Genomic DNA, 18,993 nt, shown 5'->3' with positions numbered 1-18,993 from the left:
CCGACAAACATCTTTTTCCCGAAAAGCATCTGCAAGTTCGCACCAACTGGCCAGATTTCATCGAGCAGGCAGCGCAAGGTATCGAGAGGTGATCCGACCGGTTGACAAGCCTCGCGGAAAGCAATCTGGTTTTCCCGTGCCACCGCAAAGTAATGGTCGATCAGAGCGCGCTGGTTCTCGGTTTCGTAGTAGGCCATGCCGATACGCCGAACCTGATCGACGTTGATGTAAGGCTTGAAGCCGAGGTCGACTTGACCAGTCGAGATAACGTTACAGGCGCTCTCGTTCGCAAACGCCTCAACGTGAATTACGCGGATTTCTTCTTTTGCCAGGGCACAGACATGATCAACGGAGAGGCGGGATGCGTTTGTACGGATAACGTAGTCGCCACCACAGGCCTGTTCGCAATGGCCGTATTCCCTGGCGCTAGAGCATCGGGCGGTTTCCATAAGTCCTCCAGTCAAGCTTTCTGGCCAATTGCTCGGCGAGGATCAGGGAACCTGAAGATATTGGAGATCATACCGAGGCGCCCTAAGTCTATCTAAATCGGGGTTTGAAGCAGGAAAATCGTGATTAAATGAATACTGTCCTGACAATCGTTCACGAATGAAGCCATCGCTGACACCAGACATCTCGACATTCATTCGTCTAGTCGAGCTCGGGTCCTTTGCGGCGGCTGCCGAGGAGACCGGATACACGCCGTCAGGTGTGTCGAAACTGATTTCCCGGATGGAGGATCGTCTTGGTGTCAAGCTCTTGTATCGAACGACACGCAAACTCTCACTGACACCCGAGGGCGAGATCTTTCTAGCTCACGCCCAGCGCTTCCTGGAACTGGAGGAGTTGGTTGAAGCTGACCTGTCGTTGGCAACAGGCAAACCCCGGGGACATCTGCGCGTCAATTGCGGGACAGCTTTTGCTCGTCACAAACTCGCCTTCCTTCTGCCGCGCTTCATCGACAAATTCCCGGACATCACTGTCGAAGTGTCGGTTTCCGATAACCGCATTGATCCGATCCGGGAGCAGATGGACGTTACCATCAGGGTTGGCGAACTCACCGACAGCGATCTGGTTGCGGTTCGGCTTGGAACCGTTCGCAGGATCATCGCAGCCAGCCCCCAGTATCTCGTTGACAACGGTCAGCCGACAACGCCCGATGACCTTCGTCGCCACTCCTGCCTCTTGCTTACTGGCTTTGCTAGACAAGCCATCTGGCCAATGCTGGAAGATGGGCAGCGAAAGGACATCAAGGTAAGTGGTCCCGTCTCTTCCGACAGCGCGGACGTCTTGCTTCACCTGGCAATAGAGGGGGCCGGCATCATCCGCCTTGGCGATTTCCTTGGCGAAGCGGCCTTGTCGGAGGGCCGTTTGATCGAGTTGTTCGCCGATAACCATGACAATGACCCCAAACCCCTCACAGCACTCGTTCTTCCCCATCGCCAGAACATCCCAAGGGTTCGAGCATTTGTCGATTTTCTAAAGGCTGAGACTTAATCGCCATGAAGGCCATAGACTGCCGGTCTTGTCTCTGATGGCCTTGCGCTTGCGCTTCGGGCGTTCCTTCCTTCCTTATCAAAGGTTCACCGGAACCACGACTTCCACGCCAGAATACGCCATGGTTTCCGCCCATTTGATTCCGATATGATTCCGGATCGGATTTCATATCAAATCCAACCGGCATCAAATTCGCTTCAATATATTGATTTTATTAAGAAAAACTGGTTGCAGGGGCTCGCAACCGTCGTCAGCAGCAGGGCCTTTTCCAAGCAGCGGCATGATCGTCGAGCTTGATCCAATTGGCCTCGGCCTCGAACATCCGACCTCCTCCAAATGACAGCGCCGGCTGGCGGATGCCGATTGAAATCACCATCGCCACCGATCAAATTTCCTTCAACACTACCCATTCCAATTTGGCCAAACAACGCTGCCGCCCGTACTTGCAGGCATCAGAAACAGGCTCGGCTACCGGCCGCCAACAGCCCCTGTGGCGCTTGGGTCGAACAGATCGCGCAGCCAGTCGCCGATGACGCTGACGGCAATGCCCGTGAGCGCGATGACGACCCCCGGCGCGACAGCGATCCACCATGCGGTTGTGAGATAATCGCGGCCGTCGCCGAGCATGGTGCCGAGGCTCGTCGAGGGCGGTTGAATGCCAAGCCCGAGGAAGCTCAGCGAGGTCTCGAGCAGCATCGTCTCGGGAAAATTGACCGTGAAGGCGACGACGAGGGCACTGATGATGTTCGGCAATATGTGGACGAGATAGATGCGCACGGCGCCGGCGCCCAGATTGGCCGTGGCCACCGCGTAGCCGTCCTCGCGGGCCGCCAGCGTCAGGCCGCGCGCGATCCGGGCATAGCGCTCCCAGCCGTATAGTCCGACCACGATGACAAACAGCGTCAGGCCGCCGCCGAGGAAGGCGATGACGGCAAGCGCCAGGATGATGAAGGGCAGTGCTGCCTGCACATCGACCAGCATCATGATGACGTCGTCGGTGAAACCGCCGCGCGCGGCCGCGAGCATCCCCAACAGCGTGCCCAGAACGGCGCCGATGACCGTTCCCGCAAAGGCCACCAGCATGCTGACCCGGATCGAGATCAGGAGCCGACTGAACATATCCCGCCCCAGTTCGTCGGTTCCAAGCGGGTGCGCCCACGTTCCGCCGAACAGGAGCGGCGGCTGCAATCTTGCTCTCAGGTCGCTGCGCATCACATCGTGCGGCGTCAGCAGGTCGGCAAAGATCACCACAATCAGCAACAGGCCGATCCAGACAAAGGCAATCATCACCATTGCCGGAATGCGCACTTCCGGCCTGGAGTGCGTGGTCGAATGATCCGGAGACGACAGTTCAGACATGATTCAGCGCTCCCTGCCGCCGATCCGGATGCGCGGATCCAGCCAGCCATAGAGCAGGTCCACGGTGAGATTGGCGATGACCATGCTTGCGCCGATCAGGAGAACGATACCCTGGACAACGGCCAGATCGCGGTTTGCCGCGGCGGTCACCGTCAAGCGGCCGATTCCGGGCCAGGCAAACACGGTTTCGGTGATCACGCCACCCGCGATGAGACCGCCAAGGAGGAAGCCGATGAGCGTGACCGTGGGAATGGCGGCGTTGGGCAGGACATGGCCGATGATGACGGGCAGAGCGCGAAGCCCCCTTGCCCTGGCGGCGCGGACGTGTGGTTTGGCAAGCACATCCAGAACAGCCGCACGCACGAAGCGGGTGATAATCGCCGAGCCCGTGGTGCCGATCGTGATGACCGGCATGATCAGGGCCGCGGCGCCGCTGTTTCCGGTGCTGGGCAGCCAGCGAAGATTGACCGCGAAAACCAGAATCAGAAGCACGCCCAGAAAGAAGTTCGGCAGACTGTAGCCGATCACGCTGATCACCATGATCGCCCGGTCGATCAGCGTGCCGTGATTGAGCGCGGCAAGGACGCCCAGCGGTATGCCGAGCGCGATCATGATCAAAAAGGCCAGGCCGAGCAGCGTCAGGGTGGCGGGGATGCGTTCGCCGATCACGACGGTGACGGGCCGGCCGTCCTGAAACGAGCGGCCGAGATCGCCCCTGGCGATGTTGCCCAGATAGGCGCCGAGCTGGACGGGAAGCGGCCGGTCAAGGCCCCAGGCGGCACGGAAGTTGTCGACCTCCAGTTGAGTGGCGTTGGGCGGAAGAAACGTGTCCGCGGGATCGCCTGCGGAGCGCAGGACGACGAAGGTCAACGTCACCAGAATGAGTAGCGCCATCACGGCGCGAAACAGCTTGCCGACGACGAAGCCGATCATGGCGCAACGCCCCCGCGTTCTGTTTGCAGGGCGATCGTGCCGGCCAGATGACACTTCATGCAATGGCCCGGCACCACCTCGACGGACGGCGGGACGATTGTGCGGCATCGTTCCACGGCGTGAGAGCAGCGCGGGTGGAAGACGCAGCCGGCGGGCCGTTCGATCGGGCTCGGCACTTCGCCGGCCAGCGTTGCGCGCTTTCGGTCGCGCGGCCCGCGCCCGATGCGCGGCATCGCCCTCGTCAGCGCGCTGGTGTAGGGGTGCCGGTCCGGCCTGCCCAATCCTCCGGCGGGAAGCGATTCAACGACCTCCCCCAGATACATGATCTCGATCCGGTCGGCGATCCTGCCGACCAGCTTCAGATCGTGGCTGATGAAAACCAAAGCCGTTTGCTCGCGCTTCTGGATCGTCAGCAACAGGTCGATGATTTCGGACTGAACCGCCGCATCCAGCGCGGACACGGCTTCGTCGCAAACGAGCACTTTGGGAGAAAGAAGAAGCGCGCGTGCAATGACAACGCGCTGTGCCTCACCACCGGAAACCTCGCGCGGGAAACGCGCGGCGATTTCCTTGCCCAATCCGACCCTTGCCAACGCGGCCTCGACCGCCGCGGCGATCTCACCGTTCAAACAGATGCGATGCAGGCGCAGAGGCTCCGCCAGGCTGCGCCCGATGGTCCATCGGGGATCCAGCGCGGCCTTGGGATCCTGCGGAATGGGCTGCACCAGCCGGGCTTTCTCCGCCCTTTCAAGGGCCTGAACGGGTCGGCCCGCAATCATGACGGAGCCGTCGTCGGGCAGCAGTTCGCCGGTCGCCAGGCGGCCCAGGGTCGACTTCCCGCACCCGCTTTCGCCGATGATCGCCACCGTCTGGCCGGGAAAGATCCTGAGGGACGCCTCGCGCACCGCGACAAGCCTTGTGCTTCGGCCAAACCTGCCATGCTTGAACCGGAAGGTTTTGCTCGCGCGCTCGATCTCAAGCACCGGCCCGGCGCCCGGCAACGTCAATTCGGCGTCATGCAGGGTTCCGATCTCGTTCACAACGCGCCCTCCAGACCGAGCGAGGACTTGCTGGCAAACCCGACGAGGGACCGCGTATAGGCTGATTGCGCATTGTTGAAGATCGCCGTCTGCGAGCCGGTCTCGACCATTCGGCCATGCCGCATCACGGCGACCCGGTCGGCGATCTCCGAGATGACGGCGAGGTCATGGCTGATCATGATGACCGACAGCCCGCGCTCGCGACGCAATGTGTCGATCAGATCGAGAATCTGCGCCTGAACGGTCGTATCGAGCGCCGTTGTCGGCTCGTCGGCAATCAGCAGCGTGGGTTCGGTCGCCAGCGCGAGCGCGATCATCACCCTCTGGCACATGCCGCCCGAAAGCTCATGCGGATATTGCCGCAGCCGCCGGTCCGGGTCGGAGATGCCGACCGAATGCAGCAGATCTGCGGAGCGCTGCCGTGCCGACCGCCCGGACCCGTGGCGCCCCGGCCAGAGCTCCCTGAAATGGCCGGCAATGGTTCGGACCGGATTGAGCGACAGGCGCGGGTCCTGGAAAATCATGCCGATACGGGCGCCCCTCAGCGGCCGGAGCCGGTCCGGCGCCGACAGGTCGAAACATTCACCGTCGAACCGCAGTTCGCCGATCACGTCCAGGCGCGCGCCGGCAAGTCCCAGGAGCGCAAGGGTGCTCAGTGTCTTGCCGCTTCCCGACTCACCGACCAATCCGAGAACCTCGCCCTTGTTCAGTTCAAAGCCGACACTGTCGACCAGCCAGCGATCCGACACCCGTTGCCGGAGCCGGATCGATATGTTCGTCGCCTCAAGAAGGGGGTCTGAACCAGCCAATGTCGCCTCGCACACGCTCTTGAACGGATAGACCGGACCGCGGCTGCAACGACCGCGGCCCGGCTTGCCATCCTAGTTGCTCATGGAAACATTACGAGCGCGAAGGTCCATGTAAGGCAAGGGATAGGGTTCCCAATCAAGACTCTCCCGCTTGCCGTAGAACATGCCGAGCGAATGCAGGACGATCGACGGCGGGTCGATATCGTGGAAGATGTCTAGCGTTTCCCTGTGCAGGGCCATCCGCTTTTCCGGATCGAACTCGGTCTCCAGCGCAAGGCCGATCTCTTCGAACCGCTCGTTCGACCATGCCTCGGCGCGGGTCTGGATGAACCCCGTCGGCCCGTAGAGCGGCCACAAGGAGCCCAGCATGTCCGGATAGTTCATGTTGATCGAACCGTTGAAGGCGGCATCGAGCGGTTGTTCGAAAATCTGGCCCCAGCCATCCACGACCTTGAGGTCCACATTGAGGCCCACCTCACGCCACATGTCGGCGATCGCCTGCGCGGTCAGCAGTTCGGCGGTGTAATAGCCGGCCTGCGTGCGGTAGGTGATCGGACTGCCGTCGTAGCCGGCCTCCTCAAGCAGCGCACGGGCCGCGTCCGGATCGAATACAGCGCCAGGGTAATCGGCGACATAGCTTTCGCCATAGGCTTCCCACTGAAAGCCGTTCGGCACGTCGACCAGTCCGCCCAGAAGCGTATCGACGATCAATTGCCGGTCGATGGAAAGAGCCATCGCCTTGCGCACGCGCGGATCGGCGAGCCAGCCCGTCCTGGTGCCGATATTGATCACGCGATGGTTGACGATGGACCCGCCAACGACATGCAGACCGTCCTGGCTGTCGATGGCATCCACCTGGTCGGGCGCGATCTCCGTGATCATGTCGAAATCACCGGCCCTCAGCCCGGCAATACGGGCCGAAAGCTCTGGCACGACCTGGAACCGGATCGATTTGAACGGAGGTTTGCCGCCCCAGTAGTCATCGTGCGCTTGCAGCAGGATGAAGTCGTCGGTGGCGAATTCGGCGACCTTGTACGGCCCCGTTCCGACCGGGGCGAGCGCCCAGGTGTCCCAGTCTCCGGCCGCCTCATGGGCCGCCTTGGAAACGATTTGCGCGGACCAGCCCGCGAGGCGGCGTTCAAGCAGGGGATCGGGCGCGTTCGTGGTGACCCGAACGGTGTAGGTGTCCACTGCCTCGACCGAACCGATCGTTCCCATATAGGGCCGCGTCATCGCATAGCCCGGCGAATCCTCGTTCGACATACGCTCCGGCCCAAAGCTGAAGACGAAGTCTTCGGCGGTCATCTCGGTTCCGTCATGGAACATCACACCTTCACGAAGTGTCAGATCCAGCGTCTTTTCATCGACCCTTTCCCAGGCGGTAACCAGCCCTGGCTTCAGTTCCCAATTGGCCTTGAAATCCGTATCGATGGGAAAATCGAACACGTTGTAGAGAACGCGCAGGGAGACATTGCGGCTGAACAGGACAGGCTCCAGCGTCGGCGGGTTCTGCTGCACGGCGATGACGATATCCGGACGACTGTCCGCGTCCTCGGCTGTGCCTGGCAGCACGGATGCGAGCACAGCCGCAGCCGCCAGGGCCGCCCCTTTGAGCAAGTTGAACATGATCGTTACCTCCCTGTTGGACATTATGATTAATCGGATGAAGGATTGGGCTCGCGATTCAACGAGCCAACGAGACCGTGTGGCGAGGCGGAAATACCCGTCAGTGTCCGGTCGGTATGGATCAGGCGCCAGTCCAGCATGCGCGATCGCAACTCCGACAGGATTGGCTGGTGCTCCGGTTCGGCCGCCAGATTGATTGTTTCGCAAGGGTCTTCCGACAGGTCGAACAGCAACGGTTCGAGCCCGGCGAAGTGCACATATTTGAACCGCTCGCCGCGCATGATCGCCGCGCCGCACTGGTCGGGTGCGAGCCCCAGCGCCGTATGCGATTGCTGCTTCAGATCGCGGAAGTCGAACTCCATGAACGCACAGTCGCGCCAATCGGCTGGCCGGCCGGCGAGCAGATCAAGAACCGAGACGCCGTCGCACTGGCGCGGGACCGGCTGGCCGAACCAATCAAGGATTGTCGGCATGAGGTCGACATGCTCGGTGAAGGCATCGACCGCCTTGCCGCGCATCGGGTCGGCCCGGGCGCGCGGATCGCGGACGATCAGCGGCGTATGGAATGCGGCATCGAAATAGGATTGCTTGCCGAACAGATAGTGGTCGCCCAACAGCTCGCCATGATCGCTGGTGAAGACGATCAGTGTCCTGTCCCACTGGCCGGTTGCCTTGAGGTGGTCGATGACACGTCCGATCTGGTCGTCGATCTCCTTGATCAGACCGCAATAAACGGCGCGAATGGCGCGAACCGTATCGACGTCGATGGCGCTCGCGGGACCCGCAAAACCCTGCACATATTCGCCGGCCGCGACACTGCCGATCGCATGGCGCAGATAGGGATGCGTGCCGGCCTCTTCGTCGGCGCTCACGGCTCTGACCGGAGCCTCGACATCGCCGGGTGCGATGAACCGGTGATAGGGCGCGCTTGCCGAAAACGGCGGATGCGGCCGCCAATAGGCCAGTTGAAGCACCCAGGGCTCGCCGCCTCGGCCCTTTATGTGCTCCAGCGCGCCATCGGTCAGCCAGGCCGTGTCCGAATGCGCCCTGTCGATGGGCGAAGGCCGGACGATGCCATCCCCATATGTCCCCGACCAGATATCGAACGGATCGGCCGGCAGGTCGTAGCCGACAGATTGCAGATAGCCGAAATAGGCTTCGAATTCGGGTTCCTCGAAGGACCGGACCGGCGTCCACCCCGGCATGACCGCGCCGTACATTGCGTAGCGGGGGTCCATCGGCGACGTGGTCCGGGGATCGGGTAGCCATGATGTGTAGCCGACCAGTCCGGCCAGGCGTCCATGCGCGCGCAGTTCGGCGCCCAGATTGGTGCGCCCGCTGTCCAGGCCGATGCCGTTTTGCACCACGCGGTGGTTCATTGCGTACTGGCCGGTCAGCAAAGACATGCGCGCCGGACCGCATGGCGTTGCATTGGCGAAATGGCGCGTGAAGCGCGTTCCTTCGCGGCACAGGGCCGCCAGGTTCGGCAGATCGAGCGTCCCGCCATGCCCCGTTGGAAGGAAGTCGCCGCGCCATTGGTCCGCAACAATCATAAGAACGTTGGCTGGCTGGTTTGAAGGGGACATTGCTCGACAACACCTTTATCAACTTATTTGGATGTCCGGACAAGTTATCGCACAATTATCTTGTACGGACAACCGGATAAGTGTTATACGCTTGAATTATGACAATCGTATTTCAGATTCCCTATCCGGTTTGACTGCCGCCCACAGCCCGGCAAGCAAGGATTGGCGATGACAACGGATCGACTTAAATGATGAATGATGTGACAATAAGACAGCCCGGACTGCCATTGTGGCGACACATAGCCCAGGTCATCGGCGACGAGATCGGCGCCGGCAGGATGGAACCCGGCGCACCGATCCCGTCGGAACATGAACTGATGGCGCGTTTCGACGTCAGCCGCCACACCGTGCGGCAGGCGATGGCCCGGCTTCGCGAACTGGGGATGATCGACGTGTCGCAGGGGCGCGGCGCCTATGTGCGCAAGGAAGTGCTCCAGCATACGATCACCGAGCGCACACGGTTCGCAAAGAACGTCCGGGAACAGGGTCTCCTGCCGCACAACAAGTTCCTGGGAGGCGAGAAAATTGCCGCGACGGCGGAGATCGCACGCCTTCTGGATATCTCCGTCAAGGACCCCGTCTGGCATATGACGGTCGTATCGTTTGCCGACAGCGTGCCGATATCGGTGGGGCGTCTGTTTCACCCGGCGAAACGGTTCCCGGACATGCTGCGCAAGCGCAGGATCAATCCCGACATGATCGACGTCTATGCGCAATACGGCATTACCGACTTTGTGCGCCGATCGACCTGGGTCTCGACGCGCATGCCCTCGGAGATGGAAGCGCAGCTTCTTGAGATCGACGTCGTCGATCCCGTTCTGGTTTCGCAGAAGATCGATGTCGACGCGGACGCAAGGCCGATTGAATACAACGAGACGCTGTTTTCGGGCCGCCATGTGCGGCTCCACTTCCAGACCTCCGAACCGCAGCAGGGCGGAAAGGCGGACCGCGAACCGCCGAACCTCCCCGGATCGGTTCTGGATGGTCCGTAACCGACCGTTTTGCGCCCCGCGAAGCAGCCAAGAAAACAAGACCACAGCAAATACTGGAGACACATGCCCAAGAAGCTTGACATTGAAGACATAGAGGCGCTGGCCGTTGGAGCCTGGATTTTAGGCACCGGCGGCGGCGGCAACCCCTATCCCGGCCTTCTCAACATGCGTCAGGCCTACGAGGCCGGATGCGAGGTCACGCTTATCGACCCGGACGAACTCGATGACGACGCACATGTCGCAACCGTGGCCAGCCAGGGTGCACCGATCGTCGGCCAGGAGCGGATGAAGGACCCGCAGGTCATAGCGCGGTCGGTGCGGGCGCTTGAGCATTATCTCGGCCGTGACTTCGGTTTCCTGATGTCGCTGGAAGTCGGCGGCGGCAACGCGTTCTATCCGCTGATGGCGGCGTCCAGGCTCCAATACCCCGTCATCGATGCCGATTGGATGGGACGCGCCTATCCGGAGCTCCAGATGACAGGTCTGTGCGCCGGCGGACTGCAGCCCTACCCGCTCGCGAGCGTCGATCCGCGCGGTCAGGAAGTTGTGATTCAAAATGCGACCTCGTGGAAATGGCTGGAAGATATCAGCCGCAAAGTCTGCACCGCTTTCGGATCGACGGCCTCGATCTGCCTGCCCCCCTGCGACGGCAGGAATGTGAAGCAATGGGGCGTTCCGCGGACGATATCGGCGGCCATCCGCATTGGGCGGGCGGTCCGCGACGCCCAGCGAAACAACGATAATCCGGTTCCCGTTATTCTTGGAGAAACGAACGGAGTGCTGCTTTTCCACGGAAAGGTCGTCGACGTCGAACGAACGCCGACCAATGGCTTCCTGCGCGGCGCGATCAAGATCGGCGGAAGCGAGGAATTTGACTCAGTGAACATGAAGATCGATTTCCAGAATGAGTGGCTGCTCGCGTCGATCGACGAGGAACCCAAAGTCATGTCACCCGACCTGATCTGCGTTCTCGATGCCGTCTCCGGAGAGGCGATCGGAACCGAGGCCATTCGCTACGGGCAGCGTGTCGCCGTCATCGCAATGCCGCCTCCCGATATCTTCCGGACAGAGGAAGGGCTTCGTCTGGTCGGTCCCGAAGCCTTCGGCTATCCGATGGCCTTCCAGTCGGTGTTTGCGCAATGAGACGGGTGGGTATCGACGTAGGCGGCACGAATACCGACGCCGTATTGCTCGACGGCAGCCGCGTTGCCCATTCGGCAAAGGTGACGACGACGGATGACGTGACGTCCGGCATGCGCGCGGCGCTGGCCCGGCTGGCCGACAAACAGCCGCTGTCAAATCTTGACGCGATCGTCGTCGGCACGACGCACTTCATCAACGCGGTCGTTCAGCGTAGCGAACTGGAGCCCGTTGCGGCGTTGCGTATCGGCACCCCGGCATCCCGCTCGATACCGCCATACTGCGATTGGCCAAAGGACCTGCGGCAAACGATAGACCACGGCATCTGGTCGGTGGCGGGTGGGCATGAATATGATGGCAGCCCGTTCCTTCCGCTCGATGAGGAGGCCATCAGGAATGCGGCGGTTCAAATGCGCGATCAGGGATTGCGCTCCATTGCTATTTGCGGCGTCTTCTCGCCGGTCAATGCGGAGCATGAGGAACGCGCCGCCGCGATCATTCGCGAAGTCTGTCCCGACATGTCCATCACTTGTTCATCCGCCCTCGGGCGCATCGGCCTTCTGGAGCGGGAGAATGTCGCCCTGCTCAACGCCGCCCTGGTTCACCTGGCCCGCCGCGTGACCAACGCCATCGTGGCAGCGGCAAGGGAGTTGGGCGTTGCGGCGCCGCTTTACTTCAGCCGCAATGACGGCACCATCGCCAGCATCGAAGACACGGTGCGCCAGCCGGTCTATTCATTCGCCTGCGGCGCAACCAACTCCATGCGCGGCGGCGCCTTTCTGTCCGGATTGAAGGAGGCGATCATCGCCGATGTCGGCGGCACGACGACGGATGTCGGCCTGCTGCAAAACGGCTTCCCCCGCCAGGCGAATTCGACCGTGCGGATCGGCGAGGTCCGCACGCTGTTCAGAATGCCCGAAGTCCTGTCGATCGGCCTGGGCGGCGGCAGCCTGGTCAGCGAAGACGGATCGGCTGTCGGTCCGCGCTCGGTGGGTTATCAATTGGCCCAAAAAGCACGGGTTTTCGGCGGATCGACCCTGACGGCCACCGACGTGGCCGTCGCGCGCGGTTCGGCGAAAATCGGCCACGCCCTCGAACAGGGCGTCGTCCCGCTTGATGTGTGCCACGCGTTTGCCGAGACCTGCCGCAACATGCTTGAAGACGTCATCGACCGGGTCAAGATCAAGGCGGGCAACCTGCCCGTCGTCGCAGTGGGCGGCGCCGCATTTCTGGTGCCGGACGCGCTCCGCGGCGCCTCGGACGTGATTCGGGTCGCCAATGCCGAATGCGCCAATGCCGTAGGGGCCGCACTCGCACAGGTGGCGGGCGAAGTCGATCATATCTACAAGGATGCATCGCGCGCCGAAGCGTTGGAAGACGCACAACGCCGGGCCTGCGAGCGGGCCGTCAATGCCGGCGCCAATGCCGCCACGCTCGAACTGACGGATGTCGAGGAAATCCCGCTGGCCTACCTTCCGGGCAATTCGGTACGTGTGAGAGCCCGGGTCATCGGCTCGATGGCGACGGCTGGAAGCGGCGGCCAACCCACCGGCACAAGTGCGGATAACACGGTCTGATGTCTTCTTCAGAACGTGCCCTGTCGCCGACCGAAGCAACCGACCTGGATCCGGACAGGCGCATTGTCACGCTTCTCGGCACGCTGATCGGCTTCGACACGACCAGTGCGAAATCGAATCTGGCGATGATCGACTGGCTTGAGACCTATCTGGCCGGTCTCGGCGCAAGGACGGAACGGTTTGCGTCAGACGACGGCCGGAAAGCCGGTTTGTGGGCGACCTTCGGGCCAATCGATCGACCCGGCATCGTTCTTTCAGGACATACCGATGTGGTTCCCACGGCCGGTCAGTCCTGGTCCGGCGATCCCTATGCGCTGCGACAGGCGGGCCAGCGGCTGACCGGGCGCGGAGCGTGCGACATGAAGGGGTTCCTCGCCGTCGTGCTCGCGTTGCTGCCCGAGCTCGATAAAAGCCGCCTCGCCAAACCGCTTCATCTTTCGTTCTCCTATGATGAGGAAGTCGGCATTGTCGGCGTGCGTCAGATGCTGCGCCGTGTCATGGCTCGGATTCCGCGCCCTTTCGGCTGCATTGTCGGTGAGGCGACCGGCATGAACATCGTCATCGGGCACAAGGGAAAACGTGCCGAGACCGTGACGGTCCGAGGCAAGGCCATCCATTCGGCGCTTGCGCCGCAAGGCGTCAACGCGATCGGTCATGCCGCCCGGCTGATTACCTTTATCAACGGTCTGCAAGCGTTCGTCCGGGATCGATGTGAGCCTGACGCGGCTTTCGAAGTGCCCTACCCTACGATCAATGTCGGGCCGATTCGCGGCGGCCAGTCCGTGGCGACCGTCGCCGATTTTTGCACCTTTGACTATGAGATCCGCGGACAGGCGGGAACCCGCTTCGACGAGATCATCACAACGGTTCACGACCATGCACGGCACCACCTGCTTCCCGAGATGCACCGGGTAAGCCCTGATTGCGGCATCGATTTCGCCTTTCACACGGACTATCCGGCATTCGAGATCGAACCGGACCACACATTGGTCCGCCTGGCCGCGACCCTGTTGCCGGACGCCGACATCGGGAAGATGAGCGGCGGAACCGAAGCCGGGCTGTTTGCGCAGATCGCAGATGTTCCAACCGTGATCATCGGTCCCGGTTTCATCGAACAGGCGCACCAGGCCGATGAATATGTCGAACTGGATCAGCTGATGCGCTGCCGGGGCTTTCTGCAGGGGCTGCTGCAACAGACCGTCTTGGCACAGGCCGACGGTGCGACAGGAACCGCTTTGGCGTGAGCCTCTCTTCAGGCGGGTTTGCAGCACCATGCCACAAGATACGCTGGCCAACCATCGCAAAAACCTGTAAGAATTACTGAACAATTCAAAACATGATCGCACGGAGTTCGCAATGCGCCGGCTGCCACCCCTCAATGCACTGCGCGCTTTCGAGGCAGCGGCCCGCCACAGCAGCGTGACGGTGGCAGCGGAAGAATTGCATGTGTCGCACAGCGCGGTCAGCCAGCAGGTCAAGCTGCTGGAGCAGCATTTCGGTCAGAAGCTGTTCGAACGAAAAGGGCGCCGTATAACGCCGACCCCTGCCGCGCAGGACTTCCTGAATGATTTGCGATCGGCTTTCGACCTGATTGCCGTCGGCTCGCAGCAACTGGCCGCGCGCTCGCAAGGCGTGAGCCTTACCGTGAACACCACACCGTCTTTCGCTCTGCGCTGGCTGATTCCGAAGACATCGGATTTCCAGCTTGCCAATCCCGCAATCCACGTGACCGTCGAGACCTCGGAAAAGGACGGCATCGACCACCTTGACCAGCCCTATGACGTCATCATTCGCCGTTTCCCGATGGAAAGGCGCGGCTATGGTTGTTTTCCCCTCGTCGACGACATCAGCACGGTGCTGGCTTCACCGGCCTTCCTTGAGCAGCACCCCATCAAGACGGCCGAAGATCTCCTGCCTCTGCCGTTGCTGCACATGAAATCAAGGCCGGAGGCCTGGCGCCGCTGGTTCGCGCAACATGGAAATCGCGATTCAGACGTGATCGCCGGCCCTTCTCTCGATCATTTCTTCCTGACGCTGCAGTCGGCCATCAGCGGGCTGGGCGTCGCGCTCGGGCCGTTGTGCATGGTCGAAGAAGACCTTGCCGCCAACCGCCTGGTCGCGCCCTTGTCGGACAAGACACTAAGGGGTCCGGGGTTTCACATGCTTGTCCGGGAGAACAAGACCCTGGCCCGTCACCGGGAGGCGCTTGCCGCCGCCCTTCTCGGCGCGGCAGGCAGAGCGGCTCCGAAGCGGCCAGCCGCCAGGACGTAAGCCACGCTAACATACATCTTAGAATTTCATGCTCGTTATCTGTTAGCGGATCTTTCATACTCCAGATCGAAAACAACCGTCTTCCATGTGAAAGAAAAGAGCTGGAGAATCCTCGTGACACTCCTGTCCCATCGACTGGCCGACGTGCGCCCATCGGCGACGAAGGCGATGACGGCCAAGGCGCGCGAACTGAAGGAGGCCGGCCGCAGCATCATCGCGCTCAGTGCCGGCGAGCCGGATTTCGATACGCCCGATCCCGTGAAACAGGCCGGCATCGAGGCGATCCGGTCCGGAAAGACCAAATATACGCCCGTGGCCGGCATTGCTCCGCTGCGCGAGGCCATCGCCGGGAAGCTGCGCCGTGACAACGGCCTGATCTACGATCCGGACCAGATCACGACGGCCTGCGGCGCCAAGCAGGTGATCTTCAACGCCCTGTTCGCCACGCTGAACCCCGGGGACGAGGTTGTCATCCCGGTCCCCTGTTGGGTGTCCTATCCCGACATGGTCCGGCTGGCGGGCGGAACGCCCATCACCGTCGAATGCGGCGAAGAAAACGGCTTCAAGCTCACACCGGAGCGCCTGTCCGCGGCGATCACGCCAAAAACCCGGTGGCTGATGCTCAACTCGCCCTCCAATCCCACCGGCGCGGTCTATTCGGCTGCCGAGCTCGGATCGCTGGCCTCGGTGCTCGAGACCCATCCACATGTGTGGGTCCTCGCCGACGACATCTACGAAAAGCTCATCTACGGCACCGCTGAATTCGCAACGATGGCGCAGGCGGCGCCGGCGCTCGGCGGCCGCACCCTGACGATCAACGGCGTTTCCAAGGCCAACGCCATGACCGGCTGGCGGCTGGGCTACGGCGCCGGGCCGGCAGCTCTGATCAAGGCGATGAACACGATCCAGGGTCAGACCGCGTCCCACACCAGCTCGATCTCCCAATATGCCGCCATCGAAGCGATGTCGGGCGACCAATCCTATCTGGCGAACTTCGTCAGCGCCTATGAAAGACGGCGCGATCTGGTGGTCGGGAAGCTCAACGAGGCACCGGGGGTCACATGCGGCACGCCCGACGGCGCCTTTTACGTCTTTGCCTGCTGCCGCGATCTGATCGGCCGGTCAATTCCATCCGGCAAGATCATCGAGAGCGATGCCGACCTTGCGATGTACTTTCTGGAGACGGCGGGCGTTGCCGTGGTCCCCGGCTCGGGATTTCTGTTTTCGCCTTACTTCCGGGTTTCCTACGCGTCCTCGGAAGCCGAACTCACCGAAGGCTGTGATCGCATCATCGCGGCCTGCAAACAGCTGAACCACAGCTAGGACAGGGCAAGAGTGTGTATGCACCGTTGATCGAGCTCGCCGGTGCCGTAGCGCTTCTTTTGTGGGGCCTGCGCATGGTGCGCACGGGCATGAGCCGCGTTTTCGGATCGGGTTTGCAGCGGATCCTTTCGACAGGAACACGCAATCGCTTCGTTGCCTTTGCCTCCGGCCTGGCCATCACGCTGGGCATGCAGTCCAGCACGGCAACGGCGCTGATGGTGGCGGGCTTTGCCGGCCAGGGACTGATCACGACGGCGATGGCATTGGCGGTCATACTCGGCGCGGACGTCGCCACCAGCATCGCCGCGCAACTGTTCGCCAGCGGCGTGATCGGCATCTCCCCGGCTCTCATCCTGACCGGTCTGATCGTCTTCAGGGTGAGCGGCGCAAACCGTTTGCGCGCATTCGGCCGGCTCGTGCTCGGCGTCGGACTGGTTCTGCTCGCTTTGCAGTTGCTGGTCGCCACGACGGCACCGATGCGTGTCTCGCCCGTTGTTCTCGATCTTTTGTCGGCATTGACCGCCATGCCGGTGCTGGCGGCGATTGCCTCCGTGTTGCTCTCGCTTCTGGCCGCGTCGAGCCTGGCGGTCGTTCTGCTCGTGATGTCGCTGGCCGCCGCCGGCGTGCTCGATCCCGCACTCACCGTGGCGCTTGTCCTGGGCGCCAATCTGGGCAGCGGCATTCTGCCCGTGCTGGCCACATGGGCCGATGGCAACGTGGCGCGGCGGGCGCCGGCCGGCAACCTGATCTTGCGGACGGCCGGCGTGGTCGTTGCACTGCCGCTGGCCGCGCCGTTCGCCGATCATCTCGTCGCGCTGACCGGCAGCCCCGAACGGCTCGCCGTCGACGCGCATCTTGCCTTCAATTGCTGTCTGGTGCTTGCAGGCCTGCCGTTGCTGGGTCCACTGGCGCGCGCCCTCGAACACTTTTTTCCGCAAACGGTGCAAGACACCGCCGCAACGGGCCCGCGTTATCTCGACACCGCCGCACTCGGATCACCGGCACTGGCGCTCGCGGCCGCCGCGCGCGAGACCATGCGGATCGGCGATGTCGTCGAGGACATGCTCGACAATGCCGCAAAGGCCATCGACGGGAACGAAACGAAGCGATGCGCCGATATCGCGGGCATGGACGACACGGTCGACAGTTTGCACGAGGCGGTCAAGCTTTACCTCGCGCGCCTGTCGCGCCGGGACGCGCTCGACGAGGACGAAGCACAGCGGGCGACGGAGATCATCACCTTTGCCATCAATCTGGAGCATGCCGGCGACATCATCGACCGCAACCTTCGCGAGCTGATCGCCAAGAAGATCAAGAACCGGCTTTCCTTCTCCACCGAAGGCGAACGCGAGATCACCGCGCTGTTCGGCACGACGCTGGAGAACCTGCAACTGGCCCAGACGGTCTTTCTGGAGCGCGACCGGAAGCTCGCCAGGCGGCTGCTTGAAGCAAAAGCCCAGGTCCGGGCGGCCGAGCAGGCGTCGACCGGCAACCATCTGGAACGGTTGAAGGCCGGGACGCCGGAAACGCTTCTGACCAGTTCCATCCATCTCGACATCATGCGCGACCTGCGCCGCATCAACGCCCATTTCGTCTCGGCCGCCTATCCCGTGCTTGAGCACTAGGCCGGCACCGCAACAAACGATGAAAGGAACCCAGAAAATGAACAGCCGAACAGACCTCAAAAAATCGATTGCCGACAACGGCCTGATCCAAGCGATGGCGACACACTCGCCCTTGTCGGCCAGGCTTGCCGAGGAAGCCGGCTTCGAGGCGCTGTGGGCGTCGGGCTTCGAACTGTCCGCGCTCCATGGACTGCCCGATGTCAGCCTCATCACCATGACCCAGCACATTGAGATGCTCCGCGCGATCGCCGGCGCCACGACACTGCCGATCGTCGCCGATATCGACACCGGCTTCGGCAATGCCGTCAATGTCGTCCACGCGATCAGGGAATATGAACGCGCCGGTGCGGCGGCCGTTGTCATCGAGGACAAGACGTTCCCCAAGGTGACCAGCCTCGTCGCCGGCGGGCGGCAGGACCTGCTGCGCGTGGAGGAGTTCCAAGGCAAGATCGAGGCGGCCTGCGCCACACGGGCATCCGATGATCTCGTGATCATCGCCCGCGTCGAAGCGTTGATCGCCGGCCTCGGCCAGGACGAGGCCCTGAAGCGGGCGCATGCCTATGTCGAAGCCGGCGCCGACATGATCCTGATCCATTCCAAACAAAAAACGCCGGACGAGATCGAAGCCTTCATTGCCGCCTGGGATGGAGCCGTTCCGCTTGTCCTGGTCCCGACCGCCTATCCGCAGATGACCGTCGAGCGCATGAAGGAAACCGGCAAAGTGGGCCTTACCATCTGGGGCAATCACGCCATTCGCGCCTCCGTCACCGCAATGCAGACCGTCTTCGCCAAAATCCGCGCCGACGGCGGCATGAACAAGGCAGACGACGATATCGTTCCGGTCAACGAGATCTTCCGCCTGCAGGACATGGATGGCATCAAGGAAACAGAAAAGCGGTTTCTGAAGTAGCGACATCGTCGATTCACAAACACCTTCGGCGTCCCAATATAGCAGAGCCCTTGGACGGTGTTGTGAACAGGCAGGTTTGCATGTTGGCTGCAGGTGATTTGAACCTGCGAGGCTAAATTATTGGTTTTGTTGAAACAAGATTCAGGCTCAGAATCAAAGGATTCTTAAGATATTGATTTATATGGGCATTTTATCTGACGTTGGTTGCGGGGGCACGCAACGTCTTTTGTTATAATTTGGGATCGGCTTTGCCCCTTCCTGTCGGCTGCGATGTCGAGAATACCCATCAGATCGCCGCGTAGGCTGAC

At 61.9% G+C, this 18,993-nt stretch carries 17 protein-coding genes; 9 read left to right on the top strand and 8 right to left on the bottom strand.

Annotated elements, in window-relative coordinates; all coding sequences use genetic code 11:
- Positions 1–449: hypothetical protein (locus AC5E6N_RS08640; RefSeq protein ID WP_491747445.1), on the bottom strand; the 449-nt coding region annotated here is incomplete at its 3' end.
- A 157-nt stretch (positions 450–606) separates the two neighbouring features.
- On the opposite strand from AC5E6N_RS08640, the gene AC5E6N_RS08635 reads away from it, so the two are divergent.
- The gene (locus AC5E6N_RS08635; RefSeq protein WP_491747444.1) at positions 607–1,494 is read left to right on the top strand and encodes a LysR family transcriptional regulator; all 888 of its coding nucleotides are present in this window, start codon (positions 607–609) and stop codon (positions 1,492–1,494) included.
- Between the two features lie 250 nt (positions 1,495–1,744).
- On the opposite strand, the gene AC5E6N_RS08630 is transcribed toward AC5E6N_RS08635, so the two are convergent.
- The 7 genes from AC5E6N_RS08630 to AC5E6N_RS08600 all read right to left on the bottom strand — a co-directional run bounded on the left by AC5E6N_RS08630 (position 1,745) and on the right by AC5E6N_RS08600 (position 8,814).
- Positions 1,745–1,876 carry a hypothetical protein gene (locus tag AC5E6N_RS08630; RefSeq protein WP_491747443.1) on the bottom strand — a complete coding sequence of 44 codons (132 nt, stop codon included), beginning with the start codon at positions 1,874–1,876 and terminating at the stop codon, positions 1,745–1,747.
- A gap of 86 nt (positions 1,877–1,962) precedes the next feature.
- Entirely contained in the window at positions 1,963–2,853 is an 891-nt protein-coding gene (locus tag AC5E6N_RS08625) for an ABC transporter permease (protein WP_491747442.1), read from the bottom strand.
- 3 nt (positions 2,854–2,856) lie between these two features.
- Positions 2,857–3,786: an ABC transporter permease gene (locus tag AC5E6N_RS08620; RefSeq protein ID WP_491747441.1), complete on the bottom strand. Its 930-nt coding sequence runs from the start codon at positions 3,784–3,786 to the stop codon at positions 2,857–2,859.
- Positions 3,783–4,826, bottom strand: a complete 1,044-nt coding sequence (locus AC5E6N_RS08615; RefSeq protein ID WP_491747440.1) for an oligopeptide/dipeptide ABC transporter ATP-binding protein — start codon at positions 4,824–4,826, stop codon at positions 3,783–3,785. Before AC5E6N_RS08615 ends, AC5E6N_RS08620 begins: the two co-directional genes overlap by 4 nt.
- Positions 4,823–5,635, bottom strand: coding sequence for an ABC transporter ATP-binding protein (locus AC5E6N_RS08610; protein WP_491747439.1), 813 nt, complete (start codon positions 5,633–5,635; stop codon positions 4,823–4,825). Before AC5E6N_RS08610 ends, AC5E6N_RS08615 begins: the two co-directional genes overlap by 4 nt.
- A gap of 72 nt (positions 5,636–5,707) precedes the next feature.
- Positions 5,708–7,261, bottom strand: a complete 1,554-nt coding sequence (locus AC5E6N_RS08605) for an ABC transporter substrate-binding protein (RefSeq protein ID WP_491747438.1) — start codon at positions 7,259–7,261, stop codon at positions 5,708–5,710.
- Positions 7,262–7,290: 29 nt separating this feature from the next.
- On the bottom strand, positions 7,291–8,814 hold the full coding sequence (locus tag AC5E6N_RS08600; RefSeq protein WP_491747437.1) for an alkaline phosphatase family protein: 1,524 nt from the start codon (positions 8,812–8,814) through the stop codon (positions 7,291–7,293).
- A 221-nt stretch (positions 8,815–9,035) separates the two neighbouring features.
- On the opposite strand from AC5E6N_RS08600, the gene phnF reads away from it, so the two are divergent.
- The 8 genes from phnF to AC5E6N_RS08560 all read left to right on the top strand — a co-directional run bounded on the left by phnF (position 9,036) and on the right by AC5E6N_RS08560 (position 18,685).
- Positions 9,036–9,839 carry a phosphonate metabolism transcriptional regulator PhnF gene (gene phnF, locus AC5E6N_RS08595; protein ID WP_491747436.1) on the top strand — a complete coding sequence of 268 codons (804 nt, stop codon included), beginning with the start codon at positions 9,036–9,038 and terminating at the stop codon, positions 9,837–9,839.
- Positions 9,840–9,902: 63 nt separating this feature from the next.
- Positions 9,903–10,982 (top strand): S-methyl thiohydantoin desulfurase family protein, encoded by a 1,080-nt coding sequence (locus AC5E6N_RS08590; RefSeq protein ID WP_491747435.1) that lies wholly within the window; start codon positions 9,903–9,905, stop codon positions 10,980–10,982.
- Positions 10,979–12,556: a hydantoinase/oxoprolinase N-terminal domain-containing protein gene (locus AC5E6N_RS08585; protein WP_491747434.1), complete on the top strand. Its 1,578-nt coding sequence runs from the start codon at positions 10,979–10,981 to the stop codon at positions 12,554–12,556. Before AC5E6N_RS08590 ends, AC5E6N_RS08585 begins: the two co-directional genes overlap by 4 nt.
- Positions 12,556–13,800, top strand: coding sequence for an acetylornithine deacetylase (gene argE / locus AC5E6N_RS08580; protein ID WP_491747433.1), 1,245 nt, complete (start codon positions 12,556–12,558; stop codon positions 13,798–13,800). Before AC5E6N_RS08585 ends, argE begins: the two co-directional genes overlap by 1 nt.
- Positions 13,801–13,912: 112 nt before the next feature.
- Entirely contained in the window at positions 13,913–14,827 is a 915-nt protein-coding gene (locus tag AC5E6N_RS08575) for a LysR substrate-binding domain-containing protein (protein WP_491747432.1), read from the top strand.
- 114 nt (positions 14,828–14,941) lie between these two features.
- Positions 14,942–16,150, top strand: coding sequence for a pyridoxal phosphate-dependent aminotransferase (locus AC5E6N_RS08570; RefSeq protein WP_491747431.1), 1,209 nt, complete (start codon positions 14,942–14,944; stop codon positions 16,148–16,150).
- A 14-nt stretch (positions 16,151–16,164) separates the two neighbouring features.
- Positions 16,165–17,775: a Na/Pi cotransporter family protein gene (locus AC5E6N_RS08565; protein ID WP_491747430.1), complete on the top strand. Its 1,611-nt coding sequence runs from the start codon at positions 16,165–16,167 to the stop codon at positions 17,773–17,775.
- Positions 17,776–17,812: 37 nt separating this feature from the next.
- Entirely contained in the window at positions 17,813–18,685 is an 873-nt protein-coding gene (locus tag AC5E6N_RS08560; RefSeq protein WP_491747429.1) for a phosphonopyruvate hydrolase, read from the top strand.
- Positions 18,686–18,993 lie beyond the last annotated feature (308 nt).

The sequence above is a fragment of the Hoeflea sp. genome (assembly GCF_984452065.1).
The sequence above is the reverse complement of the archived record's forward strand: the minus strand, read 5'-3'. Positions and strand labels throughout refer to the sequence as shown.

Bases quoted from the DNA above. Each gene is read 5' to 3' on its own strand.
- AC5E6N_RS08635 (WP_491747444.1), top strand. From the start codon at position 607: ATGAAGCCATCGCTGACACCAGACATCTCGACATTCATTCGTCTAGTC.
- AC5E6N_RS08625 (WP_491747442.1), bottom strand. From the start codon at position 2,853: ATGTCTGAACTGTCGTCTCCGGATCATTCGACCACGCACTCCAGGCCG.
- AC5E6N_RS08620 (WP_491747441.1), bottom strand. From the start codon at position 3,786: ATGATCGGCTTCGTCGTCGGCAAGCTGTTTCGCGCCGTGATGGCGCTA.
- AC5E6N_RS08605 (WP_491747438.1), bottom strand. From the start codon at position 7,261: ATGTTCAACTTGCTCAAAGGGGCGGCCCTGGCGGCTGCGGCTGTGCTC.
- AC5E6N_RS08600 (WP_491747437.1), bottom strand. From the start codon at position 8,814: ATGATTGTTGCGGACCAATGGCGCGGCGACTTCCTTCCAACGGGGCAT.
- phnF (WP_491747436.1), top strand. From the start codon at position 9,036: ATGATGAATGATGTGACAATAAGACAGCCCGGACTGCCATTGTGGCGA.
- AC5E6N_RS08590 (WP_491747435.1), top strand. From the start codon at position 9,903: ATGCCCAAGAAGCTTGACATTGAAGACATAGAGGCGCTGGCCGTTGGA.
- AC5E6N_RS08585 (WP_491747434.1), top strand. From the start codon at position 10,979: ATGAGACGGGTGGGTATCGACGTAGGCGGCACGAATACCGACGCCGTA.
- argE (WP_491747433.1), top strand. From the start codon at position 12,556: ATGTCTTCTTCAGAACGTGCCCTGTCGCCGACCGAAGCAACCGACCTG.
- AC5E6N_RS08575 (WP_491747432.1), top strand. From the start codon at position 13,913: ATGCGCCGGCTGCCACCCCTCAATGCACTGCGCGCTTTCGAGGCAGCG.
- AC5E6N_RS08560 (WP_491747429.1), top strand. From the start codon at position 17,813: ATGAACAGCCGAACAGACCTCAAAAAATCGATTGCCGACAACGGCCTG.